The organism is Corallococcus sp. Z5C101001 (genome assembly GCF_007352635.1).
GTDB classification, from domain to species: domain Bacteria; phylum Myxococcota; class Myxococcia; order Myxococcales; family Myxococcaceae; genus Corallococcus; species Corallococcus silvisoli.
Map to the genome: position 1 here is coordinate 1,240,920 of NZ_VKLU01000001.1, position 20,831 is coordinate 1,261,750.

A 20,831-nucleotide genomic window follows, 5' to 3' on the forward strand; every position below is an offset into this window, starting at 1 on the left:
CTCCTCCTCCTTGACGGGGGGGGGGAGGGCGCTTTGAACTCGGTAGGGCCGACCCATCGGGGCAAGCCCACCCGTGCCGCCAGTGTTTGACTTTCACAGGGGGATTCATTCGAATGTTGAATCAAACTCCAGAGTATCAATCCTGTATCCAGAGCTCGGAGAAGGTCTCCTGGCGTCTTGATGACCTGCTGCCCAGGGACACGGTCCTGGACTTCAGCCACCGCTTCCTCTCGGATGCGCTGACGGGCGCGGAAGCCATTCCCTTCCTGAACGCCGAGGAGCGGCTGATGCTGAATCACATCCGCTCCAACAGCTATGCGCACCTGTTCCTGTTCCTGGAGGAGTACGCCGTGGCCCTGGCCGCCCAGCGCGCCAGCCTGGAGCTGCACGGGAACGCGACGCACATGCGCGCGCTCCTGCGCTTCACGGAGGAAGAGCTGAAGCACCAGCAGCTCTTCGCGCGCTTCACCGGCGCGTTCGCTCGGGGGTTCAAGGTTGTCCCCGGCCTGCTCGACAACCACGTCGAGGTGGCACGGGCCATCATGGCGAAGTCGAACCTGGGGGTGCTCATCTTCAACCTGCACCTGGAGCTGATGACGCAGCAGCACTATCTGGAGACGGTCCGCGGAAACAAGACCGAGACGCTGGATCCGCTGTTCTGCAACCTGCTCAAGCACCACTGGCTCGAAGAGGCGCAGCACACCCGGCTGGACTTCCTGGAGGCGCAGAAGATCCTCGCCCGGGAACCCGATGCGTTGGACGGGGCCCTCACGGAGTACGGGGAGCTGCTCCAGGCGCTGCGGGGGACGTTGAACGCCCAGCTCGCGCTGGATCTCCAGACGCTGGAGAAGGCGGTGGGGCGCACGTTCACCCCGGAGGAACACAAGCACCTGGCCGAGTCCCAGGAGCATTCGTATGTCTGGGGTTTCATCGGGATGGGGATGAAGGCGCCCCTCTTCCTCTCACGCCTGCGCGCGCTCTCCCCGATCGCCGAGCAGCGCGTCCTGGAGCTGGCGCCGACGTACTACTGTCATTGAGGCGGGCTTCCGGACCGCCGCCTCGCCGCGGCGGTCCGGACGGGCGCCCCTCTTTCGAGATTGGCCTCGTCTGGCTCGACCACGAGGGGGCCCGCGCGAGGTCACTCAGCCTGCCTCCGAGCCGACCACCTGACCTGCCACCTCGGTGCTCCGCTCCTGCGCGAGGAGGATCAGCTTGGACCGGCTGGGCACGGCCAGCTTGACGAAGACTCGCTTCAGGTGCGTCTTCAACGTGTTCAGCGAGCTGCCGATGTCTTCCGCGATGGTTCGGTTGTCCCAACCGTTCAAGACACGCTCCACCACGTCCAACTCACGAGGCGTGAGCCGCTTGCGCCACTCGGTGGGGACCTGGACGCTGTGAGACACCTCCTGGAACAACAGCGCCCAGGGTGTTCTCCCGGGATGGACTGGCAACCGGAGGAAGGTCACCTTCAAGCTTCGCCCCGGCCGGCGGAACGTCAGGACGTCCTGCCCGGAGATCAGCCGCTGTCCGGAGCGACTGAGCTGCTCCAGTGCATCCAGGAGGACCTGGGGCAGACCGAAACGGCCACAGGGCGCGTCGGGGAACCAGCGGTGGAGCAGCGCGGTGGAGTGGGGCGTGCGCATCAGCTCGGTGGAGGGAGGGCTCAGTACGATGCTCTCAAGCCCCGTATGACGGAAGAGCTGGTCCAGGAGGTCTCCCTGACGGGCCAGGTCCCCCAGCATGAGGCAGTTGCGAACCGTCCTGGCGAGGATGGGCGTCAGGCGCTGAAGAAAGGACTGCTCCTGCTCCGAGAAGGCCTTCCGGTTCTCCCGGTACAGGGTGAAGCCGCTGTGCCAGCCAAGCCCCATGTCCAGTGACACAGACAGGATGCGTTCCACCGGCATGTGCATCTCCCGGCAGTGCGCGTACATGGCGCTGTTCCGCATCGCCTGGCGTGACAGCATCTCGGAGTCCCGCAGCACGGTGTTGGGATGCTGGACCACCGAGGCACTCACGAAGCACTCGTCTGAAATCTCCGGGTAGCGGTCAAAGAAGACCTGGGGCATGTCCTGGACCATGGGCCAGTCGTATTGGCCGGGCTCACCGGGCCTGGATACGCAAAGTGCTCCAAAGTCCGCGGCCAGCACGCGCGACAGGATCCGGTGGGACTCCGCGAAGACCTCCTTCAAGTCGAGCGAGCTGGTCAGCGCGGTCATCACATCCAGGAGCACCTGCTCTCGCCGCGTGGAATCTGAAGGGCTCTTCACGCGCATGGCCTTCTCCTTGTCTGGGTCCAAGCATGGGCGCGACGTCTGAGATGAATTTACCATGCGTGGCGGGGTCACCCCTATGGGTGATGTCCGCCCCCGGCAGGTTCCCGTACGGTTCGTGAGCTGCATCCGGGTCCCACGCGCCAAGGCGTCTGGGGGGAAGCTCATTCGAATGACAGGGATGGAGCGGAAGCGTCACGGTGGAGTCGCGAAGCCCGGCGCGCTCATCGTCCACGGAGTGCGTGGCATCCATGTCGCCCCCCAAGCAGTACACCCTCCCGGTGTGGAATGGGAAGGGCTGGGTGCCCCTCCGCGCAGAACAGGGTGGAGGTCTACGAGAACCGAGCTGCTCTTGCCCGTGAGCTGGTGCTCACGGTTGATGACCCCGCTGTAAATCAAGGAGAGAGTCAATGCGAAATCAACTGTTTGCGTGTATTCTGGCTGTGAGTGTCATCCTGGTTGGCGCCAAGGCCGAGGCCATCCCCAATGGCTGGTACACGGTGGAGCTGAACAATGCCATCACCATGTACAACCAAAAGAACGAGCCCGTCTGGCGCGGCTACTTCGATGTCTGGGGGATCTGGCACGAGACGACCTACAAGCCCGCGGGCGGTAGCGGGAGGGAGCAGGGCGAAACGCTGGGCGACATCAAGAGCTCGGAGGGATACGTCTTGGCCGAGATCCCGAGGCGGGTGGGAGGAATCGTCGTCATCGACCCGTCGAAGCAAGATGTCGTCTATGAAGTCAGCGGCGGCGTGGAGGCTGGGACGATCGTCAAGATTCCCGCGGACAAACTCGGCGACGCCGTGCACCTGCTTGCCACGGTCGACGACAAGGGGGCGGCCCTCGACGTTGTGTTCTTCGGGCGGGCAGGCACCTGCAGCAGCAAGTCGTTCTGGATCAGTCGCTAGCTGCTCGCGGCGTTGTCCTCGCAGGTTTCCTGCTTCCAGGTCTCACCGCACAGGCCCCTTGACCCGGGCCTGTGCCCTTGATTCCTTCCGCTTCATGCCAACCTGGATGCGTGGAGTCAGCGGAGCGAACGGCATCAACCTCCACTACCTCCGAACCGGAGGCGCCAACCCTCCCATCGTCTTGCTCCATGGATTGATGGGGAGTGGCGCCTGTTGGACTCCGGTGGCGCGCGTGCTCGAAGGTGACTTCGACGTCGTCATGCCCGACGCCAGAGGGCACGGTGGCTCGAGCGCGCCGCACCACGGCTACGGGTACGACGCTCACGCGAGCGACGTCGAGGCCCTCATCCGCGGTCTGGCGCTCTCGCGTCCGGTGCTGCTTGGCCACTCGATGGGCGGAATGACCGCCGCCGTGGTGGCGGGTCGACGGGCAGGGGGCCTGCGCGGAGTCATCCTGGTCGACCCGACGTTCTTGAGCCCCGAGCGCCAACGCGAGGTGCACGACAGCGACGTCGCCGAACAACACCGCCAGGCCCTCGGCTTGCAAAAGTCCGAACTCGTTGCACAGGGCCGAGCCCGCAGCCCGCATCGCTCGCCCGAAATCGTCGAGCTTCTTGCCGAGGCGAGACTGAAGACCCACATGGGCGCCCTCGATGTTCTCACGCCGCCCAACCCCGGGTATCGCGACGTGGTGAGCGCCATGGACGTCCCCGTCCTCCTCGTCATTGGAGACCGCGGCCCTGTCGTCACGCTTGAGATGGCCAGGGAGCTGCGGAGCCTCAATTCACGGGTGCGAATTGAACAGATACAGGACGCCGGCCACGGCCTCCCGTTCGACCAACCCGAGCGCCTGGGCGCGGTGGTCGCGTCGTTCCTGCGTGAGCTGGCTTAGCGCCTGTTCCGGGAGGGTGGGAATGAAGCGGCCCGCTCCTTCGGCGTGGCGAGACGACAGCGAGCGGTCCGGTTCATGGGGCCGGACCGCATCGCCGGGCGTCGGTGTGCTCGCTACTTCGAGCAGGCCGTCACCTTGAACTCATCCTCGAGCCCCGAGGAGTAGGAGAGCGGGGCATAGGCACCTGCGCCTTTGTAGGTCCCCGAGAAGCCCACGTCGTCGTAGAGCCGGCAGAACCCGCCGTCGCTCGCGACGCGCACGAGCGCCGCGCCATGGGTGGACTGCGCGAGCGGGATGCCGAGGTCGTTCTTCTCGATCATCGTCGTGCCGGAGGTGCGGAGCTTCACCAGCGTACCGCCGAAGGACTTGACCTGCCCGGAGACCGGGCCATTGAGCTTCGCGTCGTTCGTCGACCAGGCCTTGGGGAAGCGATCAACCCGGCCCGCGGCGGCCAGGATCTCCTTGAACTTCTTCGCCTGGGCCTCGAGCGGCTTGAAGTGCTCGGCGCCAACGGTCACGCCCGCCGAGGCGGTGAGCTCGGCGAACTCGCTGGCGACCTGCTTGGCGTGCGCGGCGGGGTCCTTGAAGCGCGCGAGCCAGACGCTGGAGAGCGCGCCATCCCGCTCGAGCGCGGTGAGCGCCTCCTGGTCGACCTTGAGCTGGTCTTCAAGGCGCGCCTTCGCCGCGAGCGACACGTAGGTCTCGGCGATCTTCTGGTGGTTCCCGGCGAGCTCGCAGACCACCTTCGGCTGCTTCGCGCGCCCTTCGTCCTCGTAGTACTTCTGAATCGTCAGGTACTGACGGTCTTCGCACTCCTCGGCGAGGGCGGGGAGCGCGAGGATCGCCTCCATGTCCTCCCGGACATTCCCGAGCGCGCCTCGCACCTGCCCGTCGAGGGTCATGAGCCCGGCCTGGATGGCGGCGCCGTGGCGGTCACCGATGGTCGTGAAACGGGCGCGGCGCTCCAGATCGAGATCCCTCTCGCCGTGGGCCGCGTTCACCTCCTCGCTCGCCTTCTTCCACTTCGCCGTGGACTCAGAGAAGAAGGTCTCGAAGCTGGAGGTGTCCCAGTCCTTGTCCTTCTCCTTGATGCGCGCGATGCGGGTCTCGACGTCATCGAGCATCTTCGCGATCTCGTCGAGCGTATTGGAGTTCTTCCAGTCCGACCTCTCGAACTTCTTGGTGATGCTCTTCATCTTGACTTCGACCGTCTGGATGTCGACCTTGGCTGGGCTCTTGTTCGCGACCGAAGGCGCGGCGAACGCCGTGCTGGCCGTCGCCAGATGCATGACGGCAGCAAGAAGAAGGGTGGCGTGCGAGCTTCGGCTGGCGCTGCGCGCCTCGGATGAGGGACGGAAGTTGGATCGCTCACGCGACTGGGTCGACAAGGAGGGACTCCTGATGGTTGGGATTGCAAAGGGCCAGGGACAGCGAGCCAGCGCTTTCGCGCCCACCTCGTCGCTGTGGCGCAGTCATTCGAAGCCGGTGCTGGCCGTCGCGGAGATTAGCCACAGGAAACCCGCGTGTCAGTGAAATCCGTACGCAGAGTGATAAAATCCTGAGGACAGCCGACGTCCTCTTTGGGAGACAGGTGGCCCGCGTACGTGTCACCCCGGCACGCTTGTGCACGAAGGCCCCGCGATATTCATCGCGGGGCCTGTGTTGAACCAAAAGGCCCTGCCGGTCGGCAGGGCCTTTCAGGGGGCTCGCCGAACCAAGCCCTCGGCGAACCCGTTCTCGATGTCTCCAATGTCATCGCGGAGGACCGCCCGGAGTCTTTTCCCCACCGGCGCGGAGGTCGGTGGAGATCCAACGGTCCGGTGCCTCCTTTTTTCTCAGGCCTTTAGCGTCTACGGGCTGAACATGCCGGTGAGCACGCTGGCGCGGCCTCGAGGCAGCGAGCGCTTGAACGGGCTCGCCGCGAGGTCCGAGCCGGGCTGGTACCAGCTCTGGATCTCCGCGAAGTAGGTCTGGCCTGCCTGGAGCACGTCCGGGGGCAGGTACACGCTCTGGAGATCCGTGTGCAGCACCGCCACGCGCGTCACGGTGGTGGAGCCGTTGCTCACGCCGAGCCGGTAGATGTTCACCACGTAGTTCGTGGCCGTGCCGACGAGCGGCTTCGACCAGCGCAGCGAGGCGTCGGTCCCCACGCCCGTGAGGTTCTGGAACGCGCCGCGCGTGTTCACCTGGGGCGCCTGCACCGGCCCGACGAGGGGCTGCACGGGCGCGGCGGTGAACGCGCTCGCCTCCTGATCCACGCGGATGTCCACGCCCATGGTGTAGGGCGTCGCGGTGCCCAGCGCGTAGCTCTTCGTGAAGCCGGCGGCGACGAGCGCCACCTTCTGCCACGTCGCCGGGAGCGGGTTGTTGTAGGTCATGCTCCCCGTGACGATGTCGGTCCGCAGCGTGTCAGGATTGAGCTTCACGAGCAGTGGCGGCCCGCTGATGGACGCGAGCGCGGCGCCCAGCGCGGCCGGCCGGGCGGACATCCAGATCTCGTTGTATGTGCTGACCGCGTCGGGATTCACCTGGGTGCGCATGGCGTCGAAGGCCGAGCGTCTCCAGTCCACCGAGAAGGTGCCTGTCGCGACGGGCTGGGTGAAGGTTCCGCTGACAGTGACGGGCTGGCCTTCCACCTGGGTCACGCTCGTGTCGAGCACCTTGTGCATCGCGCGGTAGGGCACTCCATTCGCGCTCGTCTGCCACCGCATCTGCGCCAGCGAGAATACGTCCCCGCGGCCGCTGTCGAGCAGCACCGGGTTGAGCATGTTGGCGTAATTGAAGCTCAGCCCGGAGAGTGACGTGGCGCCCACCAGGGGGCGCCCCGTGGCGATGCTGTCCACGTAGCCGAACGCGCCTGGGTTCAACGAATACATGTCCAGGAAGTCCCCCGACTGCCAGGGAGACAGGCCGGTGGCGGACACCGTCACGGGAGTGGGCAGCGAGGCGAAGGTGCCATCGCGCCCCCACTCCGTGGAACCCAGGTCGAACGCGCGGCCGGTGCTCACCAGATAGCGCGAGCCCAGCTTCAGGTAGATGCGGCCAGAAGGGACGTTCGGCACGGAGATGGTGCCGTCCGCGGAGCCCGTGCCTGGGTAGGCCGTGAACGCCCCGGTGGTTGAGTCGCGCATGTATGCCACCACCGACGTGGCGGACTGGTCGTATGGCTTCGTCTCGTTGCCCGACGTGGCGACGAAGGTGACCGGGCTGGTACCGGTGACCTGGGTGACCAGGCCTTGGGTGACCTGGGAGGCCCCGTCCGCTGACACGGAGGAGTCCACCGCCTCGGCCTCATCGAGCCCCGCGCAGCCGCCCCCTGTCACGCCGACCAAGAGCCCGAGGGAAATCAAAGACAGTTTCATTGTGGAGGCAACCCTTTCGGCGACGCGCAGAATGGCGCCGCGCAGGGAGATTCATACTGGATCGGTCTGACATTTCCGGCAGCGCTTCGATTTCGACTCTCCCTTTGGGCTGTGAAAACAAACGCGCTTGTTGACAGGTGAGCCTGGGGCTGCGCGGTTTCGTGGCTCTCCCGCGCTTCTCGTGGACCGTCGACTCAAGCGGCGAGCAGCACGCCGCGACGTGGAAGATCGATGCGGGTGGGGTCCTGTCGCTGAAGCTCGAGGAGCTTGAGCTTTGTCATCTGGCCCTCGGCCTGGCGCTACTCCCGGGAGACGTCAGCGCGGCCCGGACCGCATCGCGGTCCTCAACCCCAAGGCGGGCCTGAGTGGATGCTGTGTCGCCGGAGCGCGGGTCTGAAGCACGGACGAGCTGGTGCGCGTGGTGAGCGAGACCTCTCCCAATGCCTGGCACCTGCATGATTGAGCGGATCTCGCGGGACATGCACGCGAATGTCACCCGCGACCATCGGCGCAAGAAGATGTCGGCGCTCATGGTCGAGGTGGCCGCCCGCCTGGACGCTCGCGACGCGCAGCAGACGGCGAGCCTGCTGCTGCGCGTCGGTCCCGCTCGACGCGCAGCATGAGACCGGTCGAGAATCGAGAACGGTCGTTCAGACGCGCCGGCTACTGACGCACGAAGCCGCGCGGGTGGCTGCGCGCGGTGCTCGTGGGCCGCAGATTCGCGGACTCGAACTGCTCGTAGCGGAAGCCAGAGCCCGGCTCGAAGACATTGGCGGTCACCTCCCAGGCCGTGCCCTGACCGCTGGGGGCGGGCCTGCTCGGCGCCAGCGTGCTGGGCTGAGGGAAGTCGAAGGACCGCGCGCCTGCCTGTGCCTGCGAGAGATACACCCAGTCCCACGACATCCCTCGCGCGCCTCGACGCACGGAGATCAGCTCCGTGCCCGCGGGCGCGGTGAGCTGATACGCCCCCTCCGCGGCCGTTGGCACCGTCCCGGTGCCGCATTCACTCAGCCCCGGCGCCACGCCCCGGATGCCATCCGGTAGCGCCACCGCGCCGACAGCACCCGCGGGAGGATTGTAGACCCAGGTCGTCAGCGTCTCGCAGAGCGCTGCCCCCACGACCATCGCCTCGAGCGAGACGGCCTGCGTGGCGGGAGCGGACGCTGGGATGTAGGTCGCGGAGAACGTCCTCGACGTCCCGGCCGTGCTCTCCGCGGGGCCATTGGGCTGTGCGGGAAGTCCTGACTGGAAGCGAACCCCTCGCGCATAGCGAGCGTTGATGGAGGCGGGCCAATCCGCGGGAGTTACGAGGGTGCCTGTCGTCGTGGTCGTCGCCAGGGGCCCTGGCTCCAGCGCGATGTTCAAGGTCGTGTCCGCGACCAGGGGCCCCACCGCCCCCACGTCCTTGTGAGAATAGAGGCCCCCCGACTCGTAGTAGGCATAGACGGAGAGCGGAACGCCCGCCGGCACCCCCGCGAGCTTGTAGCTTGCGACCCCACCCGTCAGCGCGACGTAGAACGTGGTCGCGCTGAAGCCGGTGGGGGCGACCACCCAGAGGGTGGCGCCACTGAAACCGCTCGTCACTCCGCCCGAAATCGTCCCCGACAGCGTGACGGTCTCCGCCGCGGACGACGGAGTGGCCCGCTGCTGCCACGCCGTCCCGTTGAAGGTCCACACCGTCCCGGTCCCCATGACGAGGACGAGGTCGCCTGTCGAGGGGTCCGTCTCGAGCTTCACCCCACCGCTGCTCGGAGGACTCCCCGCCGCGCCCTGCGCGGTGACCGTGGTCCACGCCCCCGCGCTGAACCGGAGCAGATCATTGCGCGCGGCACCGTTGGTCGATCCTCCGAAGAGGTACATCCCCGCGCCGGGCCGATAAGCCATCAATCCACCACGCCGGGCCGCTGGCAGCGAGGTCGCGCTCGCCCAGGCATTGGTCGAGCGGTTGTACGTGGAGCACGTCGCCAGGTCGGCGCCGATGGGCGCGCTGCTCGCTCCGCCGCAGAGCCACATGAGCCCGGTGCTCGTGTCGAGCGCGGCGGCGGCGAAGGCGCGGGCGGTCGGCAACGTCCCGGTGGGAGACAACTTGCCCCACCCCTGGGCATAGCTCCAAAGCTCGTTGTTGACGATCTGGCCGCCCTGCGAGCTTGTCCCGGAGGTGCCTCCGAAGAGCAAGATGCTGCCGGAGACCGGGGAGGCCGTCACCGCCGCGCCTGAGCGCACGGAGGGCCCCGGCGCCCCCACCTGCTGCCAGGTCCGAGTGGCCGAGTTGAACTGCCACGTGTCCGACAGCTTCGACCCCGTGCAGCTCTCTCCACCGAAGAGCACGCTGATGCCGCTCCCGCGATACTGGAAGGCGCCACCGACCCGCGCCGGGGGCGCCGCGGGCGTCGAGAGCCCCGGGACGCCCCACTCCTCCCAGGTCCCGGTCGCGACGGAGGTGAGCGCCACCGTGTCATTGAGACACCCCTTGGGCTGGTTCGCACCCGAGCCCTGTCCGCCGGTCATGATGAGGCCCCCCGCCTGCGCATCCCAGGTGGCGCTCGCGCTGCCGCGCGGCAGGGGCACCGGGTAGCTGGGGACGAGCAGCGTCACCCGCGAGGCATTCACCCGCGCCATCGTGGCGTTGGAGAGCCCCGCGCCGTTGGCGGTCACGTCCACGGTATCCGATACGCCATCCAGCCCCAGGCCGGTGAAATAGGCGCGCCCCGCCGCATCCGTGAGGGCCTCGCGCGCGGGCACGTACTCCACGCCATTCTTTCGCACCCGTACGCCCACGCCCTCGTGTGCGCGCCCATCCTCTCCAATCACGAAGACGGTCAGCGCGTCCGTGATGGGGCTGCCCTCCGGCTCCACGCCCACCGTGCCACTGGACCCGAGCGCCCGCGGAGCCACCACCTCCAGCGACAGCGTGGCCTGGGCCGTCTGCCCGTTCGCGTCCGTCACGACGACGTCCACCGCGTGGCTTCCCGCCATGCCGGGCGTGGGAATCCCCGAGAGGATGCCGGTGTCCTCGTCGATGGTGAGACCCGACGGGAGTCCGGTGGCGCTCACCTGGAGCGGCGCGGTACCACCCGTCGCGAGGATCGCCTCCGCGACACCGGGGGCACGACGGTACGTCACGCCTTCCGTGGCCTGGGTGAGCTCCGTCGTGAGGATGGCGGGGGTTGAGTCCAGCGAGGCGACGGAGATGTCTGCCTTTGTCGACGCGGTGTGTTCGGGGGAATGGACAGCGGGGGACTCCATACAGCCTTGGCTCAGCCACGCGGACAGAAAGCCAAGGCCCAGGATACGGGCGGTGGTCATGAACGCTCCAGGTCACGAGGGACCTCTCTCAGCCAGGCCCTCCGATTCGAAGCGCTCCGACTCGCGTTGCCGGGCCCATCCAAGAGAGGATTTGAGGCCGACGCAGGGTGGCGGACCGGACGAGCAGCGTCAAGGTTGATGGGCTCGCATCGAGGCCCGACCCGGGGGCGGGACGCGCAAGGCCTCGCTCCACCCCCCTGTGTCAGGGAAAGTTGTCGCCTCGGCAGACATGCCGACCTGATGACGCCCTTCGCGCGCGCCTCGCTCACTCGCCTTGACGCACCGGGCTGCCATTGGGGCGACTTCCGCCAGAAGAACCAGGAGTGCTTGTTGACAGGAGCCTGTCGTCTTGACAGGTTCCTGTCCATGGCGTCCCTGACCCGGAGAGCAGAGACCTTCAGCGCCCTGGTGCTGGAGGTGTTCCAGTTGAATGGGCTGTTGCTCCAGGCCGGAGATCGGCTGAGCGCCCCGGCCGGATTGACGAGCGCCCGCTGGCAGGTGTTGGGCGTCATTGATCACGGCCCCGCCACGGTGGCGTCGGTGGCGCGCACGATGGGGCTCGCGCGGCAGAGCGTGCAGCAGACGGCGGATGCGCTCGCGAGCGACGGGTTCGTGGAGTACATCGAGAACCCGCATCACCAGCGTGCGAAGTGCGTCTCGCTCACCGCGGCCGGACGCCGCGCCCTGCGCAAGGTCGAGCAGGCGCATGCCACATGGGCGGACCGGATGGGCGCGAGCCTTGCCCCGTCGCTCCTGGCCGCGGCGGTTGAAGCTGTCCGCGAAGCGCGCCTGCGGCTTGAGAAGGACCTGGCCGAGGAGGGGCGCGATGAAGCATGACGCTTCCATCCCTCTGCTCCCCTGCGTGGAGCTCGCGCCGACGCTCGAGTTCTACGCCCTGCTGGGGTTCGAGGTGACGTACCAGCAGCGGTCTCCGAACCCCTACGCGGCGACGCGGCGGGGTGGCGCCCAGGTCCACTTCTTTGGCCTGAAGGAGTTGGAGCCGCTGAAGGCCTTCAGCAGCTGTCTGATCATCGTGGACGAGGTGGAGGAGTTGCACGCGCGCTTCCTGGCCGCGCTGCGGACGGCGTATGGCCGGACTCCCATCCGGGGCCTCCCGCGGATGACGCGCATGAAGAAGGGGCAGACGCGCTTCACGCTCGTCGACCCCTCCGGCAACTCCCTGATGTTCATCCGGAGGGACGAGCCGAGCGGCTACGGCGACGACGCGGATGCCTCGACCACCGTCCTCGGCAAGGCCCTCAAGGCCGCCCGGCGCCTGCGCGACTTCAAGGGAGATGACGCCGCGGCCGCGAAGGTCCTGGACGTCGCGCTGAAGAAGGGCGGCGCCGGGACGACGCTGGAGCGCGCGCGAGCTCTCGCGGCCCGGGCGGAGCTGGCCATGGTCCTGGGGGACACGCCTGGCGCCCTGGCGCGGGTGCGGGACGTCAGCGCCCTTACTCTCCCGGAGGCGGAGCGCGAGGTGCTCCGCTTGGAGCTGGAGGCCATCCAGCGACTGGCCAGGCCGCAGGAGTAGACGGTCCAGGCAGGGCGCCAACTCCGGCGGAGTGTTGCCCACGCGATGAAGGACGGAGCGGAATCCCGCGGATTGAATCTTCCGTCGTCCGTCACGTAGATGGGAGCCGTGCGGCATCAGTCCCGCACCTTCTCCTCAGGGGTCACAACGGATGAACAGCAAGTTCGGGGCGGCAGTGTTCATGATGATGGCATGCGCCTTCGGCCCGATGACGGCCGTCGCGCAAGAGGACTCGGAGGGCTCGGCCAGCATCGATGTCACCGGCTCTGGCGAGCGCGCGACCCATGAATGTACGCCGGAGAGCACGGTGGAGATCACCGGCGCGTCCAACACCGTGACGCTGACCGGCGAGTGCAAGAGCGTCACCGTGAACGGCACTGGCAACAAGGTGAAGGTGGAGGCCACCCGTGCCATCTCCGTGACGGGGAGCTCCAACTCCGTCACCTACAAGCGCGGCCACGGCAAGTCGAAGCCGAAGATCAGCCGCACCGGCATGGACAACAAGATCACGCAGGAGAAGTAGTCGCTGGACCGCGCGCCCGCTTCGTCAAGGAAGCGGGCGCGTGGACGCAGCCTGGGCTTCGACCGCGGCCTGCGAGGGCCTTGAGCCGCACGTCCTTCAGCGACAACGGCTGCGCCATCAGCGGCGGAGGAAGTCCGCCTGTGAGTCATGCGTCCCATTCGCCCGCTCGACGCCGCAGGCCCGGTGCCCACTGAATCCTCACCCCGTTCAATCCGTCCACCGCGATAGCGGGGGAGGATGCGCTGGACGTTTCGTGTCGTCGTCCCCAGGTCTTCGGGATGAAGCGGCCGGCGCCTGTTGCCACGATTCAAGGACTTGTTCGAGAGCAGAGCGAGTCCTCCGTGAAGTCGCGCTAGCTGATGAACTGCTGGCCTCCGTCAATGTCGTACATCGCGCCCGTGATGGCGGTGTTCGTCATGAGGTGGACGGCCAGCGCGGCGACATCCGCGGGTCCGACGACGCGGCCGATGGGCAAGATGTCTCGGAGCTGCTGGCGACGCTTCTCGAGGTCCGCCCCGAGCAGTGCCGCGGACAGCGGCGTGTCGACAAAGCCAGCCGCGATCACGTTCACCCGGACAGGCGCGAGCTCGAGCGCCATCGTGGCCGCGAGCGCCGGCAGCGCGGCGATCGTCGCCGAGACGATTCCCAGCCCCTTCGCCGGACGTCGGGCGCCCGTGCCGCCCATGAGCAGCAGGGCGCCGCCAGGCCTCATCTTGGGGGCGGCATTGCGCGCGACCTGCACCGCCAGCATGAGGTGATCGTCGAGGTCGCGCTGTGCCTCCTTCAAATCCATGTCGAGGAGGCGTCCGTAGTGGGGAGAGCCCGCGGTCACCAACACATGGTCGATGGGCGCCGGGAGTGCTCCAAAAAAGCGCTTCAGCGCCGCTGAGTCCGTGGCGTCGAACGCGGCGGTCCGCTGGACGTCGAGCTCCTTCGCGGCGAGCTGCAGGCGTTCGGGATTCCGAGCGGTCAGGATGACCTGGGCGCCCTCCGCCTTCGCCAATCGCCCCGTCTCGAGCCCGATGCCGGCGCTCCCGCCGATGACGACGACCGTCTGCCCGAGCAAGCTCGGCGCACGCCTCGCCCACGACTCGGTGGTTCCCTGCGGTGCTTGTGTGGTTGCCATGGGTGTGAACCCTCCATTCGTTGTGACGGCGCTACACGCGGCAGGGCAGCCGCGTCTTGATTTCCTGCAGGAGCCAGCCGTTGCCATCGGGGGCGCTGAATGCGGCCCAGGACGAGCACGGCTTCGAGCCACATGTTGACGGTCCCCGCGCTCGGCGCCTGGGGGGCCTGTTCAGTCATGGTGGTTTCCCGGCGCGGGCGGTGTCTGGTCATCGAGCGCGTAGGGCCCCAGGCGCATGACGAGCGTCTGCACACCCTCCGCGAAGGTGGGATGCACGAACTCCGCGTCGACCCCGGCGCGCGCACTCGAGCCTGATTGAATCAAGGGGACGAGGATGTGAAGCAACTCTCCTGCATCGGCCCCGACGAACGTGGCTCCGAGGACGCGCTCGTCAGCCGCGTCGATGATGACCTTCAGGAGCCCGGCGGTTTCGCCAGTCTCGAACGCGCGCGCGCTGAGCACGCCGTCGCGCCCCGAGTTTGCCAGCCGGACCGCGAGGGGCACTCCCGCTTGCCCGCTCCCGATGATCACCACGTCCACCTTCGACGCTCGAGCCAGAGTCGCCACGCCGCGTCCCTCCTGCCGCGAGTCTCCCTACCCGCAACCTGATGCCCGAGGATCCGGAGTCAACCCGCGCGATGCCTTGGAGGGCGCACCAGGCTGACCCAGGGAGCACCGTGGAGGACAGGGGTCGCGGGTCGTCGTCCCCGAGGGCTGACGAGCGAGCGCACGGCAAGAGGCGTGACGCTATCGCCTGCGGCACGCAGGTGCCTCGCACGACGAACAGGAGCCGGAAGAAACCGGGGCAGGGACGAACGATCACGCGCGGGCTTCGTGCCCCCATCCCCAACCGCGGTAACAGAAGCGTTGGACCCTCTCAATTTGGACCTGGAGGGGCGGGCGCCTGTCAGGTCCTTGGCGTGGGCCGAGACGTCGGTTCTACTCGGGCAATGCCGATGCTGCTCGCATTGAACACGGGTCTGGTCGAACTGACGTCCGAGGTCGCGCTGAGGTGGTCCCGCGACACGGGCAGCCAGTTGCCGGACTTCGTCGACGAGGATGGCCTGGAGCTCTTCGTGGCCACGCAGGACCGGATCTACCGGCAGGACGAGTTCGGGCAGTTCCAGCTGGACCTCGTGCGGTTCCTCCAGGTCCGCATGAGCATCAAGGTCGCGCTGAAGAACCTGGACGCCTACGAGGCGCGCCTGGATGCGCAGCAGGTGTCGCCCGAACTGGTGCGCCAGATGTTGGGCGTGAAGGCCTTCCCGAAGACGAAGGAGGCCCAGGCGCTCCAGGACGACGTCGCCCAGGTGGTCGACTCGATGCTGGACGAGGAGTGGGGCTACATCGACGAGTGCCGCGCCTCGCTGTACGCGCAGCTCGACTGGCACACCTCGCGAGGGGACAAGAGCGGCAGGGTCTCCTCCGGTCGCCTCCAGCGGGCGCTCAAGTCGGTGACCGCCGAAGACCTGAAGCGGGACCAGGGGAAGAGCCGGGCCAAGTTCCAGTACTACGAGCCCGTGCGGATCCGGCTGATGAGCCTCGGCTTCGTCGTCTCTCCGGCCGGCACCCCGCTTGGCGCGGTGTTCCCCGCGAGCGACTGGGTCCGCGACCTCCCGCTGGAGTCGCAGTTCTGGGAAAGCGTGAAGGATCGGACCGACGCGCTGGTCCTGCGCTATCAACTGCTCGGCGACGATTCGAGCGCGCTCACCCGCATGCTCAAGCCGCCGGTGGATCACCCCCTCAGCGAGGAGTTCAAGAAGAACTGGAGGACGGTCTGCTCGGCCTTCGTGTCCACCGTGGGGTGTCTGTGCGTGTCGTGGACGCGGCACCAGGAAGGGGGCAAGACGGTGTACGTGCCCGTCCTCGGTCTCTCCGGCGTCGTCCAGGAGGAGCCGGATGAGAAGTACTTCGGCAAGTACTGCCGGCACCTCGCGCTCCCCACCTGGAAGGCGGACCAGGAGGTCCCCAAGAAGGATCCCGACAAGTACAAGTCCCCCGAGGAGATCGAGAAGCTCCGCAAGGAGCTGAAGGAGGAGTCCAGCGACTTCCTGAAGAAGCGCTGGAAGGGGAAGGGCAAGATCGAGCTCGACGAGGACCAGCAGTCCCAGCTGGACACCCACGAGCGGCGTCAGGTCGAGCTGGAGCTGCTGGATTTCTACGCCCGGCGGCGCCAGGCGGAGGCGCACGAGGAGGAGGAGTTCAAGAAGGGGCTCTGGACCAACTACGACGTGATGCTCGGCCGCACGAACACCGCGGCGCTCGAGTATCGCGCCCGGGACCTGCTCCAGTTGCGCAGGCCCGCGCGGCAGGCCCTGCTCAGCTACGTGTCGTTCCGTCAGAACAAGACCCACGACAAGCTGCGGATCGAAGCGCACCCGGTCTCTGGCCTCCAGGGGCGCGCGCTCGGCGTCGACCTGTGGATCTGCGGCTGGCATTCGCTCAACTGCGCGGAACCCGCGGCGCTCATGACCGCTTCGTCCTACTTCTGTGACGGCGCCGACGTGCTGGTGTGCTTTCCCTACGAGGGGTTCCAGGACACCGGCAAGCAACGCAACCGGCCGAAGGAGACCTGTCCCTGGTGCGCCGCCGTGGAGCTGGGGTTCCGAAGCCTGAGCCGCAACACAGGCCAGGTGGACAAGAGCGTGGAGACTGGAGACTGGGTGACGGAGTTCACCCGCGCCACCCAGAGCGAACCGTCGACGGTGTTGTCACCCAAGCAGGGGTTCGATGCCTTCGACGACGCCAATCCCATCACGGTGTCGACGCGAAAGACGCTCTCCGGGAACAACGGGCTGGCCCTGGTGAAGAACAACAACCTCGACGATCGCGCCTACAGCGAAGTCGTGGAGACCAAGATTGGCCGCATCCGCTCCATGTATCACCTGCTCGGTCTGCTCGACCCCGAGGTGATCGCGCTGGACCGTCCGCTCTTCGGGCAGCAGAAGCTCCTGGGGTCCGGCGCTTCGACGGGTTCCGGCAGGGGCCGGGGCTCACGTCCGCGACCGCTCGTGAGTCTCGACAAGGGCGGCACGAAGGACTCCCTGCTGAAGGAGATGGAGAAGTGGTCCAAGGAGGCGGAGAGCCGGATCCGCTCCGAGGCCGAGGCCCGGCGGCAGCGGGCGTCAACGCTCTTCGACACGTACGTGCAGCAGAACTTCGTCATCACCGACAACCCGGGCGGCGGCGACTGCCTGTACTACGCGTTCTCGGATGGGGTGAAGCGCCGCACGCCGCAATCCGTCGTGCAGCTCCCCGAGGGCGACCGGCTGGAGGAGGCGATGCTGTATCGCGAGAGCGCCGCCGCGATGACCGCGAACCTCATCCGCCGTGGCGTGGGAGTCTCCCCGGTGATGTTCCGGGACATGCGGCCGTCCCAGGACGTCCTGCGTCGGCTCGACAACGCGAGCATGGCCCTGGATCGGCTCAGGCTCGACGCCTGGGCGAGCGTCCGGCTGCGACGCGGGCTGCGGGTCGACTACGCGTTCAGGGATACCGATCCCCGCTACGCGGAGCATGTCGCCCTCGCGGAGACCTTCGTCATGGAAGCCGTCCGCCGGAACGTCGAGCTGAGCGATTCGCTCCGCGTGATCGCCGATGCCTATGAGGCGGGCCAGCGCCGTCGGCGACAGTGGGCTGGGGACCTCGACTTCCGCGGCCTCGTGCTCTCCGCGCGGGTGAACCTGAGGATCCACTACGTCGACGCTTCGGACCGGGGCATCCGCGACCACCAGGGTCACCGGGTCGACACGTACGACTTCAGGGAACTCTCGGCACAGTACTTCGGCTCGGACGTACCGGCGGCGGCCGTCACCATCGACATCCTCCACGTCAGGGACAACCACTACGTGGCCGGGCGCCGCGCGTAGCGCCGCGGGCGGGGCGCCCGACCGTCTCCGCGCACAGGCTGGAAGAGTTTTTCCAGCTCGACCAATCACGGCCCGCTTCGAGTCGTCGAGGCGGGCCGGGGCGAGAGCCTGGGCCGACCGTTGGACGTGCAACCGCCTGCCCTGCGGGGCTGTCTGGATGCGAGCTGGACGCCCGGTGGGGTAGGGGGGCCTGAAGAAAGGGCAATGATTCCGGGCCTCTGGAGCTTCGATGCTGCTGCCTCGCGCGTGTAATCCTGGAAAAGCTGTCCTAGGCAACTCGCGCGCTCCGCGTCCGATAATCAGTCCAAGTTCCGCCCCTTCCAAATCTACGAGGCCCACCATGGGTTTCCCCGACATCAAGCGCACCTTCAACGCCGTCCGGACCAACGTCCAGCAGACCTTCGAGGCCAACAAGCAGCTCGTGAAGGGCGGGATCGCGGTCGCGACCCAGGCCTCGAAGGCGATCAACTTCAGCAAGGACGCCTTCCAGCAGATCAAGAACATCAAGGACGGCGCCCAGGGCATCCTCGGGAAGACGAACCTGGACTTCGTCCGCAACCCGACCTTCTCCCAGGGCTTCAAGGGGCTGACCAAGTTCGGCGCGCAGATGGGCGCCGCCATGCGCTACGCCGGCATCCCCGGCGCGGTGGCCGCGGGCGCCACGGCCTTCAAGGACGTCCGCCAGGCCATCCGCTCCGGCAGCAAGGACGACATCATCACCGCCACGCGCTCCTCCCTGGACGCGGCCAAGTCCACCATCTCCGCCGCGACGGGTGGCATCGTCGGCAGCAAGGTGATGGGCGGAGTGCTGGGCGGCAGCATCTTCAAGGGCAAGCTGGACGCCGGCAAGGCGGCCTTCGACACCTTCAAGAAGGCGCTCCCCCACGCCAGCGACGACGTGCTCAAGGCCGTCAAGGGCGCCGCCACCAAGGGCCTCATGGAGGGGGCCTCGCTGAAGAACGTGGGCCGCGCCGTCACCACCGCCGCGGGCGACGCCGCGAAGGCGGGCAGCACGCTGGCCAAGGGCATCCTGGGCAGCGGGACGCGCTCCGCCGCCAAGGCCGCGCTGGCCACGGTGGGCCGCGAAGCCGGTGAGGCCGCCCTCAAGCAGGGCGCGAAGGCCGCCGCGGGCACCGCCGCCAAGGCGCTGGGCCGGTTCGCCCCGGGCGTCAACGTGGCCATCGCCGCGGTGGACGTGGCCAACGCGGGCGCGACGCTGATGGACAAGAACGCGGGCGTCGGCAAGAAGGTGACGTCGGTCATCACCGCGGTGGGCTCCATCGCCGCGGCCACCAACATCCCGATCGTCAGCCAGGTGGGCGCCGCCGTCTCCACGGTGTCCAGCATCGTGGGCGCCTTCTTCAAGTAAGCGTTCAAACCCTCGCGGTTTGTCAGAGCGGCTCGGCTGGACTAGATCTCAGTCCATGCCGAGCCGTCGCTTTGTTCCCCATTGGCGCGGACGCGGACACGTCGTCTATCTCCCGGGAGCATTCGTGACCCCTCCTCAAGGGACCGCAGGATCTGGCCGCGGCGTCGAGCGGCTGCTGAAGATGAGCCCGGTGGTGAGCAGCGCCTCCGCCGAAGCCCTCAAGCTTCCCAGCGTGCAGGCGCCCTCGCTGGAGGGCATCGCCGTGCGCGTCCCCACCCCGGACGACCTCACGGAAGAGGACCTGCTGCGCGCCTTCCACGAGAAGCGCCGCGCCCTGGCCACCACGCGCGAGCGCCAGAAGGGCGAAGCGCTGGAGCCGGGCGACGACGTCCAGCTCAACATCGTGGGCTATTGCGACGGCAAGCTCATCCCGTTCTCCGCGCGCTTCGGCATGACGACGGAGCTGGCGCCCATCGAGGCGCTGCCCGGCTTCTGCGAGGCCCTGGTGGAGGGCGGCAAGGTGGGCGAGTCCATGCAGATCGCCCTGGAGCTCCCGGCGGACTACCCGGTCGAAGGCCTCCAGGGGAAGCCCGCCCGCTTCCTGGTGGACATCGTCGGCGCCCACCAGGTGACGATGCTTCCGGACAGCTCCCCGGAGTTCCTCCAGAAGCTGGAGATGGGCAGCACGCTGGAAGAGGTGTTCGGCAACCTCCGGGAGGAGTTGGAGGACGAGGTCGCGGGGCAGCTCTGGGCCCGGGCCCAGGACATGGTCCTGGACGAGGTGGCCCGACGCGCGCCGGTGGAGCTTCCCCGGGTGCTGGTGGAGGAGGAGCTCCGCCGCCGCTGGGTCCAGGCCGAGGGGCAGGCCATGGTCGCCTACCACTTCGACGTGGACGAGCAGCAGGAAGCGCTCCAGGGCTGGTTCACGGACCCCACCACGCGCGCGGACACCGAGCGCCGGTTGCACATCGGCATCGCGCTGAAGGCCGTCACCGAGGCGGAGAAGCTGCAGCTCACGCCGGAGAAGCTGGAGCAGCTGATCCGCGACTACGTGGAGCCCTTCGGGTTGACCGCGGAGGACGCCCACGCCGCCCTGCGCGAGTCGCCCGAGACCACCCGCCGCCTGGCCGAGCTGGGCTGGTACCTGCTCGCCGTGGAGCACGTCATGAACAAGGCGAAGGTCACCTTCGAGGGCGCGGAGCAGGGCTGAGGCGGCCCCGCCCCATGGGTCAGCTCTCGCTGAACCACAGCCCCAGGCCGCCCAGCAGGCCCAGGCCCAGGAACATCACCGCCAGCCCCCACGTCTGGCGGCGCGACCACTGAAGCCCCTCGCCGTACCGGTGGCCACACCACAGGATGAGGACGGCGAACCCCAGGCAGATGGACACGGGCCCGGCGGCGACCAGCATCCGGCGGGCCGGGCCGCTCACGTCCGCGACCGCCAGCACCCCCAGCGGCCAGAAACCGACGACGAGCACGCCCAGCACGAGCCAGAAGGCGCCTCGCCCTTCCCAGGTGTTCAGCTCCAGGTAGTCCACGGCGCGCCGCCACCAGGTACGCGGCGGTTCCGGGAGCGGCGACTGGCTGCGCTGGGGCTTGTCGGGAAACATGGGCGTCTTTTCTAGCACGGCGGCCATCGCCGGGAGACGTGCGGACCGAGCCCGTATTC

General features: G+C 67.7%; 17 protein-coding genes. 10 read left to right on the plus strand and 7 right to left on the minus strand.

Annotated elements, in window-relative coordinates:
• Nucleotides 1–113: 113 nt before the first annotated feature.
• Nucleotides 114–1,037, plus strand: coding sequence for a hypothetical protein (locus FOF48_RS05040; RefSeq protein WP_143898964.1), 924 nt, complete (start codon nt 114–116; stop codon nt 1,035–1,037).
• A 105-nt stretch (nt 1,038–1,142) separates the two neighbouring features.
• On the opposite strand, the gene FOF48_RS05045 is transcribed toward FOF48_RS05040, so the two are convergent.
• The gene (locus FOF48_RS05045; RefSeq protein WP_143898965.1) at nt 1,143–2,273 is read right to left on the minus strand and encodes a helix-turn-helix transcriptional regulator; all 1,131 of its coding nucleotides are present in this window, start codon (nt 2,271–2,273) and stop codon (nt 1,143–1,145) included.
• A gap of 407 nt (nt 2,274–2,680) precedes the next feature.
• Here FOF48_RS05045 and FOF48_RS05050 point away from each other — a divergent pair, with 407 nt between their 5' ends.
• On the plus strand, nt 2,681–3,181 hold the full coding sequence (locus FOF48_RS05050) for a hypothetical protein (protein ID WP_143898966.1): 501 nt from the start codon (nt 2,681–2,683) through the stop codon (nt 3,179–3,181).
• Between the two features lie 106 nt (nt 3,182–3,287).
• Nucleotides 3,288–4,073, plus strand: coding sequence for an alpha/beta fold hydrolase (locus FOF48_RS05055; protein ID WP_255441933.1), 786 nt, complete (start codon nt 3,288–3,290; stop codon nt 4,071–4,073).
• Between the two features lie 113 nt (nt 4,074–4,186).
• Here the strand turns inward: FOF48_RS05055 and FOF48_RS05060 are convergent, their stop codons facing one another.
• Both FOF48_RS05060 and FOF48_RS05065 read right to left on the minus strand, forming a co-directional pair.
• Nucleotides 4,187–5,461, minus strand: a complete 1,275-nt coding sequence (locus FOF48_RS05060; RefSeq protein WP_255441904.1) for a hypothetical protein — start codon at nt 5,459–5,461, stop codon at nt 4,187–4,189.
• 462 nt (nt 5,462–5,923) lie between these two features.
• Complete coding sequence (locus FOF48_RS05065; RefSeq protein ID WP_143898968.1) at nt 5,924–7,435, minus strand: ABC transporter substrate-binding protein; 1,512 nt, start codon at nt 7,433–7,435, stop codon at nt 5,924–5,926.
• Nucleotides 7,436–7,890: 455 nt separating this feature from the next.
• Between FOF48_RS05065 and FOF48_RS36335 the strand changes: the two genes are divergently transcribed.
• Nucleotides 7,891–8,058, plus strand: coding sequence for a hypothetical protein (locus FOF48_RS36335; protein WP_186001774.1), 168 nt, complete (start codon nt 7,891–7,893; stop codon nt 8,056–8,058).
• 40 nt (nt 8,059–8,098) lie between these two features.
• Here the strand turns inward: FOF48_RS36335 and FOF48_RS05070 are convergent, their stop codons facing one another.
• Nucleotides 8,099–10,741 (minus strand): kelch repeat-containing protein, encoded by a 2,643-nt coding sequence (locus FOF48_RS05070; RefSeq protein WP_143898969.1) that lies wholly within the window; start codon nt 10,739–10,741, stop codon nt 8,099–8,101.
• Between the two features lie 366 nt (nt 10,742–11,107).
• On the opposite strand from FOF48_RS05070, the gene FOF48_RS05075 reads away from it, so the two are divergent.
• From FOF48_RS05075 to FOF48_RS05085, 3 genes are all read left to right on the plus strand, one after another.
• On the plus strand, nt 11,108–11,578 hold the full coding sequence (locus tag FOF48_RS05075) for a MarR family winged helix-turn-helix transcriptional regulator (protein WP_143898970.1): 471 nt from the start codon (nt 11,108–11,110) through the stop codon (nt 11,576–11,578).
• Nucleotides 11,568–12,275: a hypothetical protein gene (locus FOF48_RS05080; protein ID WP_143898971.1), complete on the plus strand. Its 708-nt coding sequence runs from the start codon at nt 11,568–11,570 to the stop codon at nt 12,273–12,275. Before FOF48_RS05075 ends, FOF48_RS05080 begins: the two co-directional genes overlap by 11 nt.
• A gap of 151 nt (nt 12,276–12,426) precedes the next feature.
• On the plus strand, nt 12,427–12,798 hold the full coding sequence (locus tag FOF48_RS05085) for a DUF3060 domain-containing protein (protein WP_143898972.1): 372 nt from the start codon (nt 12,427–12,429) through the stop codon (nt 12,796–12,798).
• Between the two features lie 352 nt (nt 12,799–13,150).
• Here FOF48_RS05085 and FOF48_RS05090 read toward each other — a convergent pair whose 3' ends face one another.
• The gene (locus FOF48_RS05090) at nt 13,151–13,924 is read right to left on the minus strand and encodes an SDR family oxidoreductase (protein ID WP_143898973.1); all 774 of its coding nucleotides are present in this window, start codon (nt 13,922–13,924) and stop codon (nt 13,151–13,153) included.
• 171 nt (nt 13,925–14,095) lie between these two features.
• A complete protein-coding gene (locus FOF48_RS05100; protein WP_255441905.1) occupies nt 14,096–14,464 on the minus strand; it encodes a hypothetical protein in 369 nt (122 codons plus the stop codon).
• 416 nt (nt 14,465–14,880) lie between these two features.
• Between FOF48_RS05100 and FOF48_RS05105 the strand changes: the two genes are divergently transcribed.
• From FOF48_RS05105 to FOF48_RS05115, 3 genes are all read left to right on the plus strand, one after another.
• The gene (locus FOF48_RS05105; RefSeq protein WP_143898975.1) at nt 14,881–17,793 is read left to right on the plus strand and encodes a hypothetical protein; all 2,913 of its coding nucleotides are present in this window, start codon (nt 14,881–14,883) and stop codon (nt 17,791–17,793) included.
• A 340-nt stretch (nt 17,794–18,133) separates the two neighbouring features.
• Complete coding sequence (locus tag FOF48_RS05110; protein WP_143898976.1) at nt 18,134–19,162, plus strand: hypothetical protein; 1,029 nt, start codon at nt 18,134–18,136, stop codon at nt 19,160–19,162.
• 193 nt (nt 19,163–19,355) lie between these two features.
• Nucleotides 19,356–20,372 carry a peptidylprolyl isomerase gene (locus FOF48_RS05115; protein WP_255441906.1) on the plus strand — a complete coding sequence of 339 codons (1,017 nt, stop codon included), beginning with the start codon at nt 19,356–19,358 and terminating at the stop codon, nt 20,370–20,372.
• Nucleotides 20,373–20,391: 19 nt separating this feature from the next.
• Here the strand turns inward: FOF48_RS05115 and FOF48_RS05120 are convergent, their stop codons facing one another.
• Entirely contained in the window at nt 20,392–20,772 is a 381-nt protein-coding gene (locus tag FOF48_RS05120) for a hypothetical protein (protein WP_235685349.1), read from the minus strand.
• Nucleotides 20,773–20,831 lie beyond the last annotated feature (59 nt).

Excerpts from the sequence above, each read along its gene's own strand:
- FOF48_RS05110 (WP_143898976.1), top strand. The coding sequence starts at position 18,134 with ATGGGTTTCCCCGACATCAAGCGCACCTTCAACGCCGTCCGGACCAAC.
- FOF48_RS05065 (WP_143898968.1), bottom strand. The coding sequence starts at position 7,435 with ATGAAACTGTCTTTGATTTCCCTCGGGCTCTTGGTCGGCGTGACAGGG.
- FOF48_RS05050 (WP_143898966.1), top strand. The coding sequence starts at position 2,681 with ATGCGAAATCAACTGTTTGCGTGTATTCTGGCTGTGAGTGTCATCCTG.
- FOF48_RS36335 (WP_186001774.1), top strand. The coding sequence starts at position 7,891 with ATGATTGAGCGGATCTCGCGGGACATGCACGCGAATGTCACCCGCGAC.
- FOF48_RS05045 (WP_143898965.1), bottom strand. The coding sequence starts at position 2,273 with ATGCGCGTGAAGAGCCCTTCAGATTCCACGCGGCGAGAGCAGGTGCTC.
- FOF48_RS05085 (WP_143898972.1), top strand. The coding sequence starts at position 12,427 with ATGAACAGCAAGTTCGGGGCGGCAGTGTTCATGATGATGGCATGCGCC.
- FOF48_RS05040 (WP_143898964.1), top strand. The coding sequence starts at position 114 with ATGTTGAATCAAACTCCAGAGTATCAATCCTGTATCCAGAGCTCGGAG.
- FOF48_RS05120 (WP_235685349.1), bottom strand. The coding sequence starts at position 20,772 with ATGTTTCCCGACAAGCCCCAGCGCAGCCAGTCGCCGCTCCCGGAACCG.
- FOF48_RS05055 (WP_255441933.1), top strand. The coding sequence starts at position 3,288 with ATGCGTGGAGTCAGCGGAGCGAACGGCATCAACCTCCACTACCTCCGA.
- FOF48_RS05090 (WP_143898973.1), bottom strand. The coding sequence starts at position 13,924 with ATGGCAACCACACAAGCACCGCAGGGAACCACCGAGTCGTGGGCGAGG.
- FOF48_RS05075 (WP_143898970.1), top strand. The coding sequence starts at position 11,108 with ATGGCGTCCCTGACCCGGAGAGCAGAGACCTTCAGCGCCCTGGTGCTG.
- FOF48_RS05105 (WP_143898975.1), top strand. The coding sequence starts at position 14,881 with ATGCTGCTCGCATTGAACACGGGTCTGGTCGAACTGACGTCCGAGGTC.
- FOF48_RS05080 (WP_143898971.1), top strand. The coding sequence starts at position 11,568 with ATGAAGCATGACGCTTCCATCCCTCTGCTCCCCTGCGTGGAGCTCGCG.
- FOF48_RS05070 (WP_143898969.1), bottom strand. The coding sequence starts at position 10,741 with ATGACCACCGCCCGTATCCTGGGCCTTGGCTTTCTGTCCGCGTGGCTG.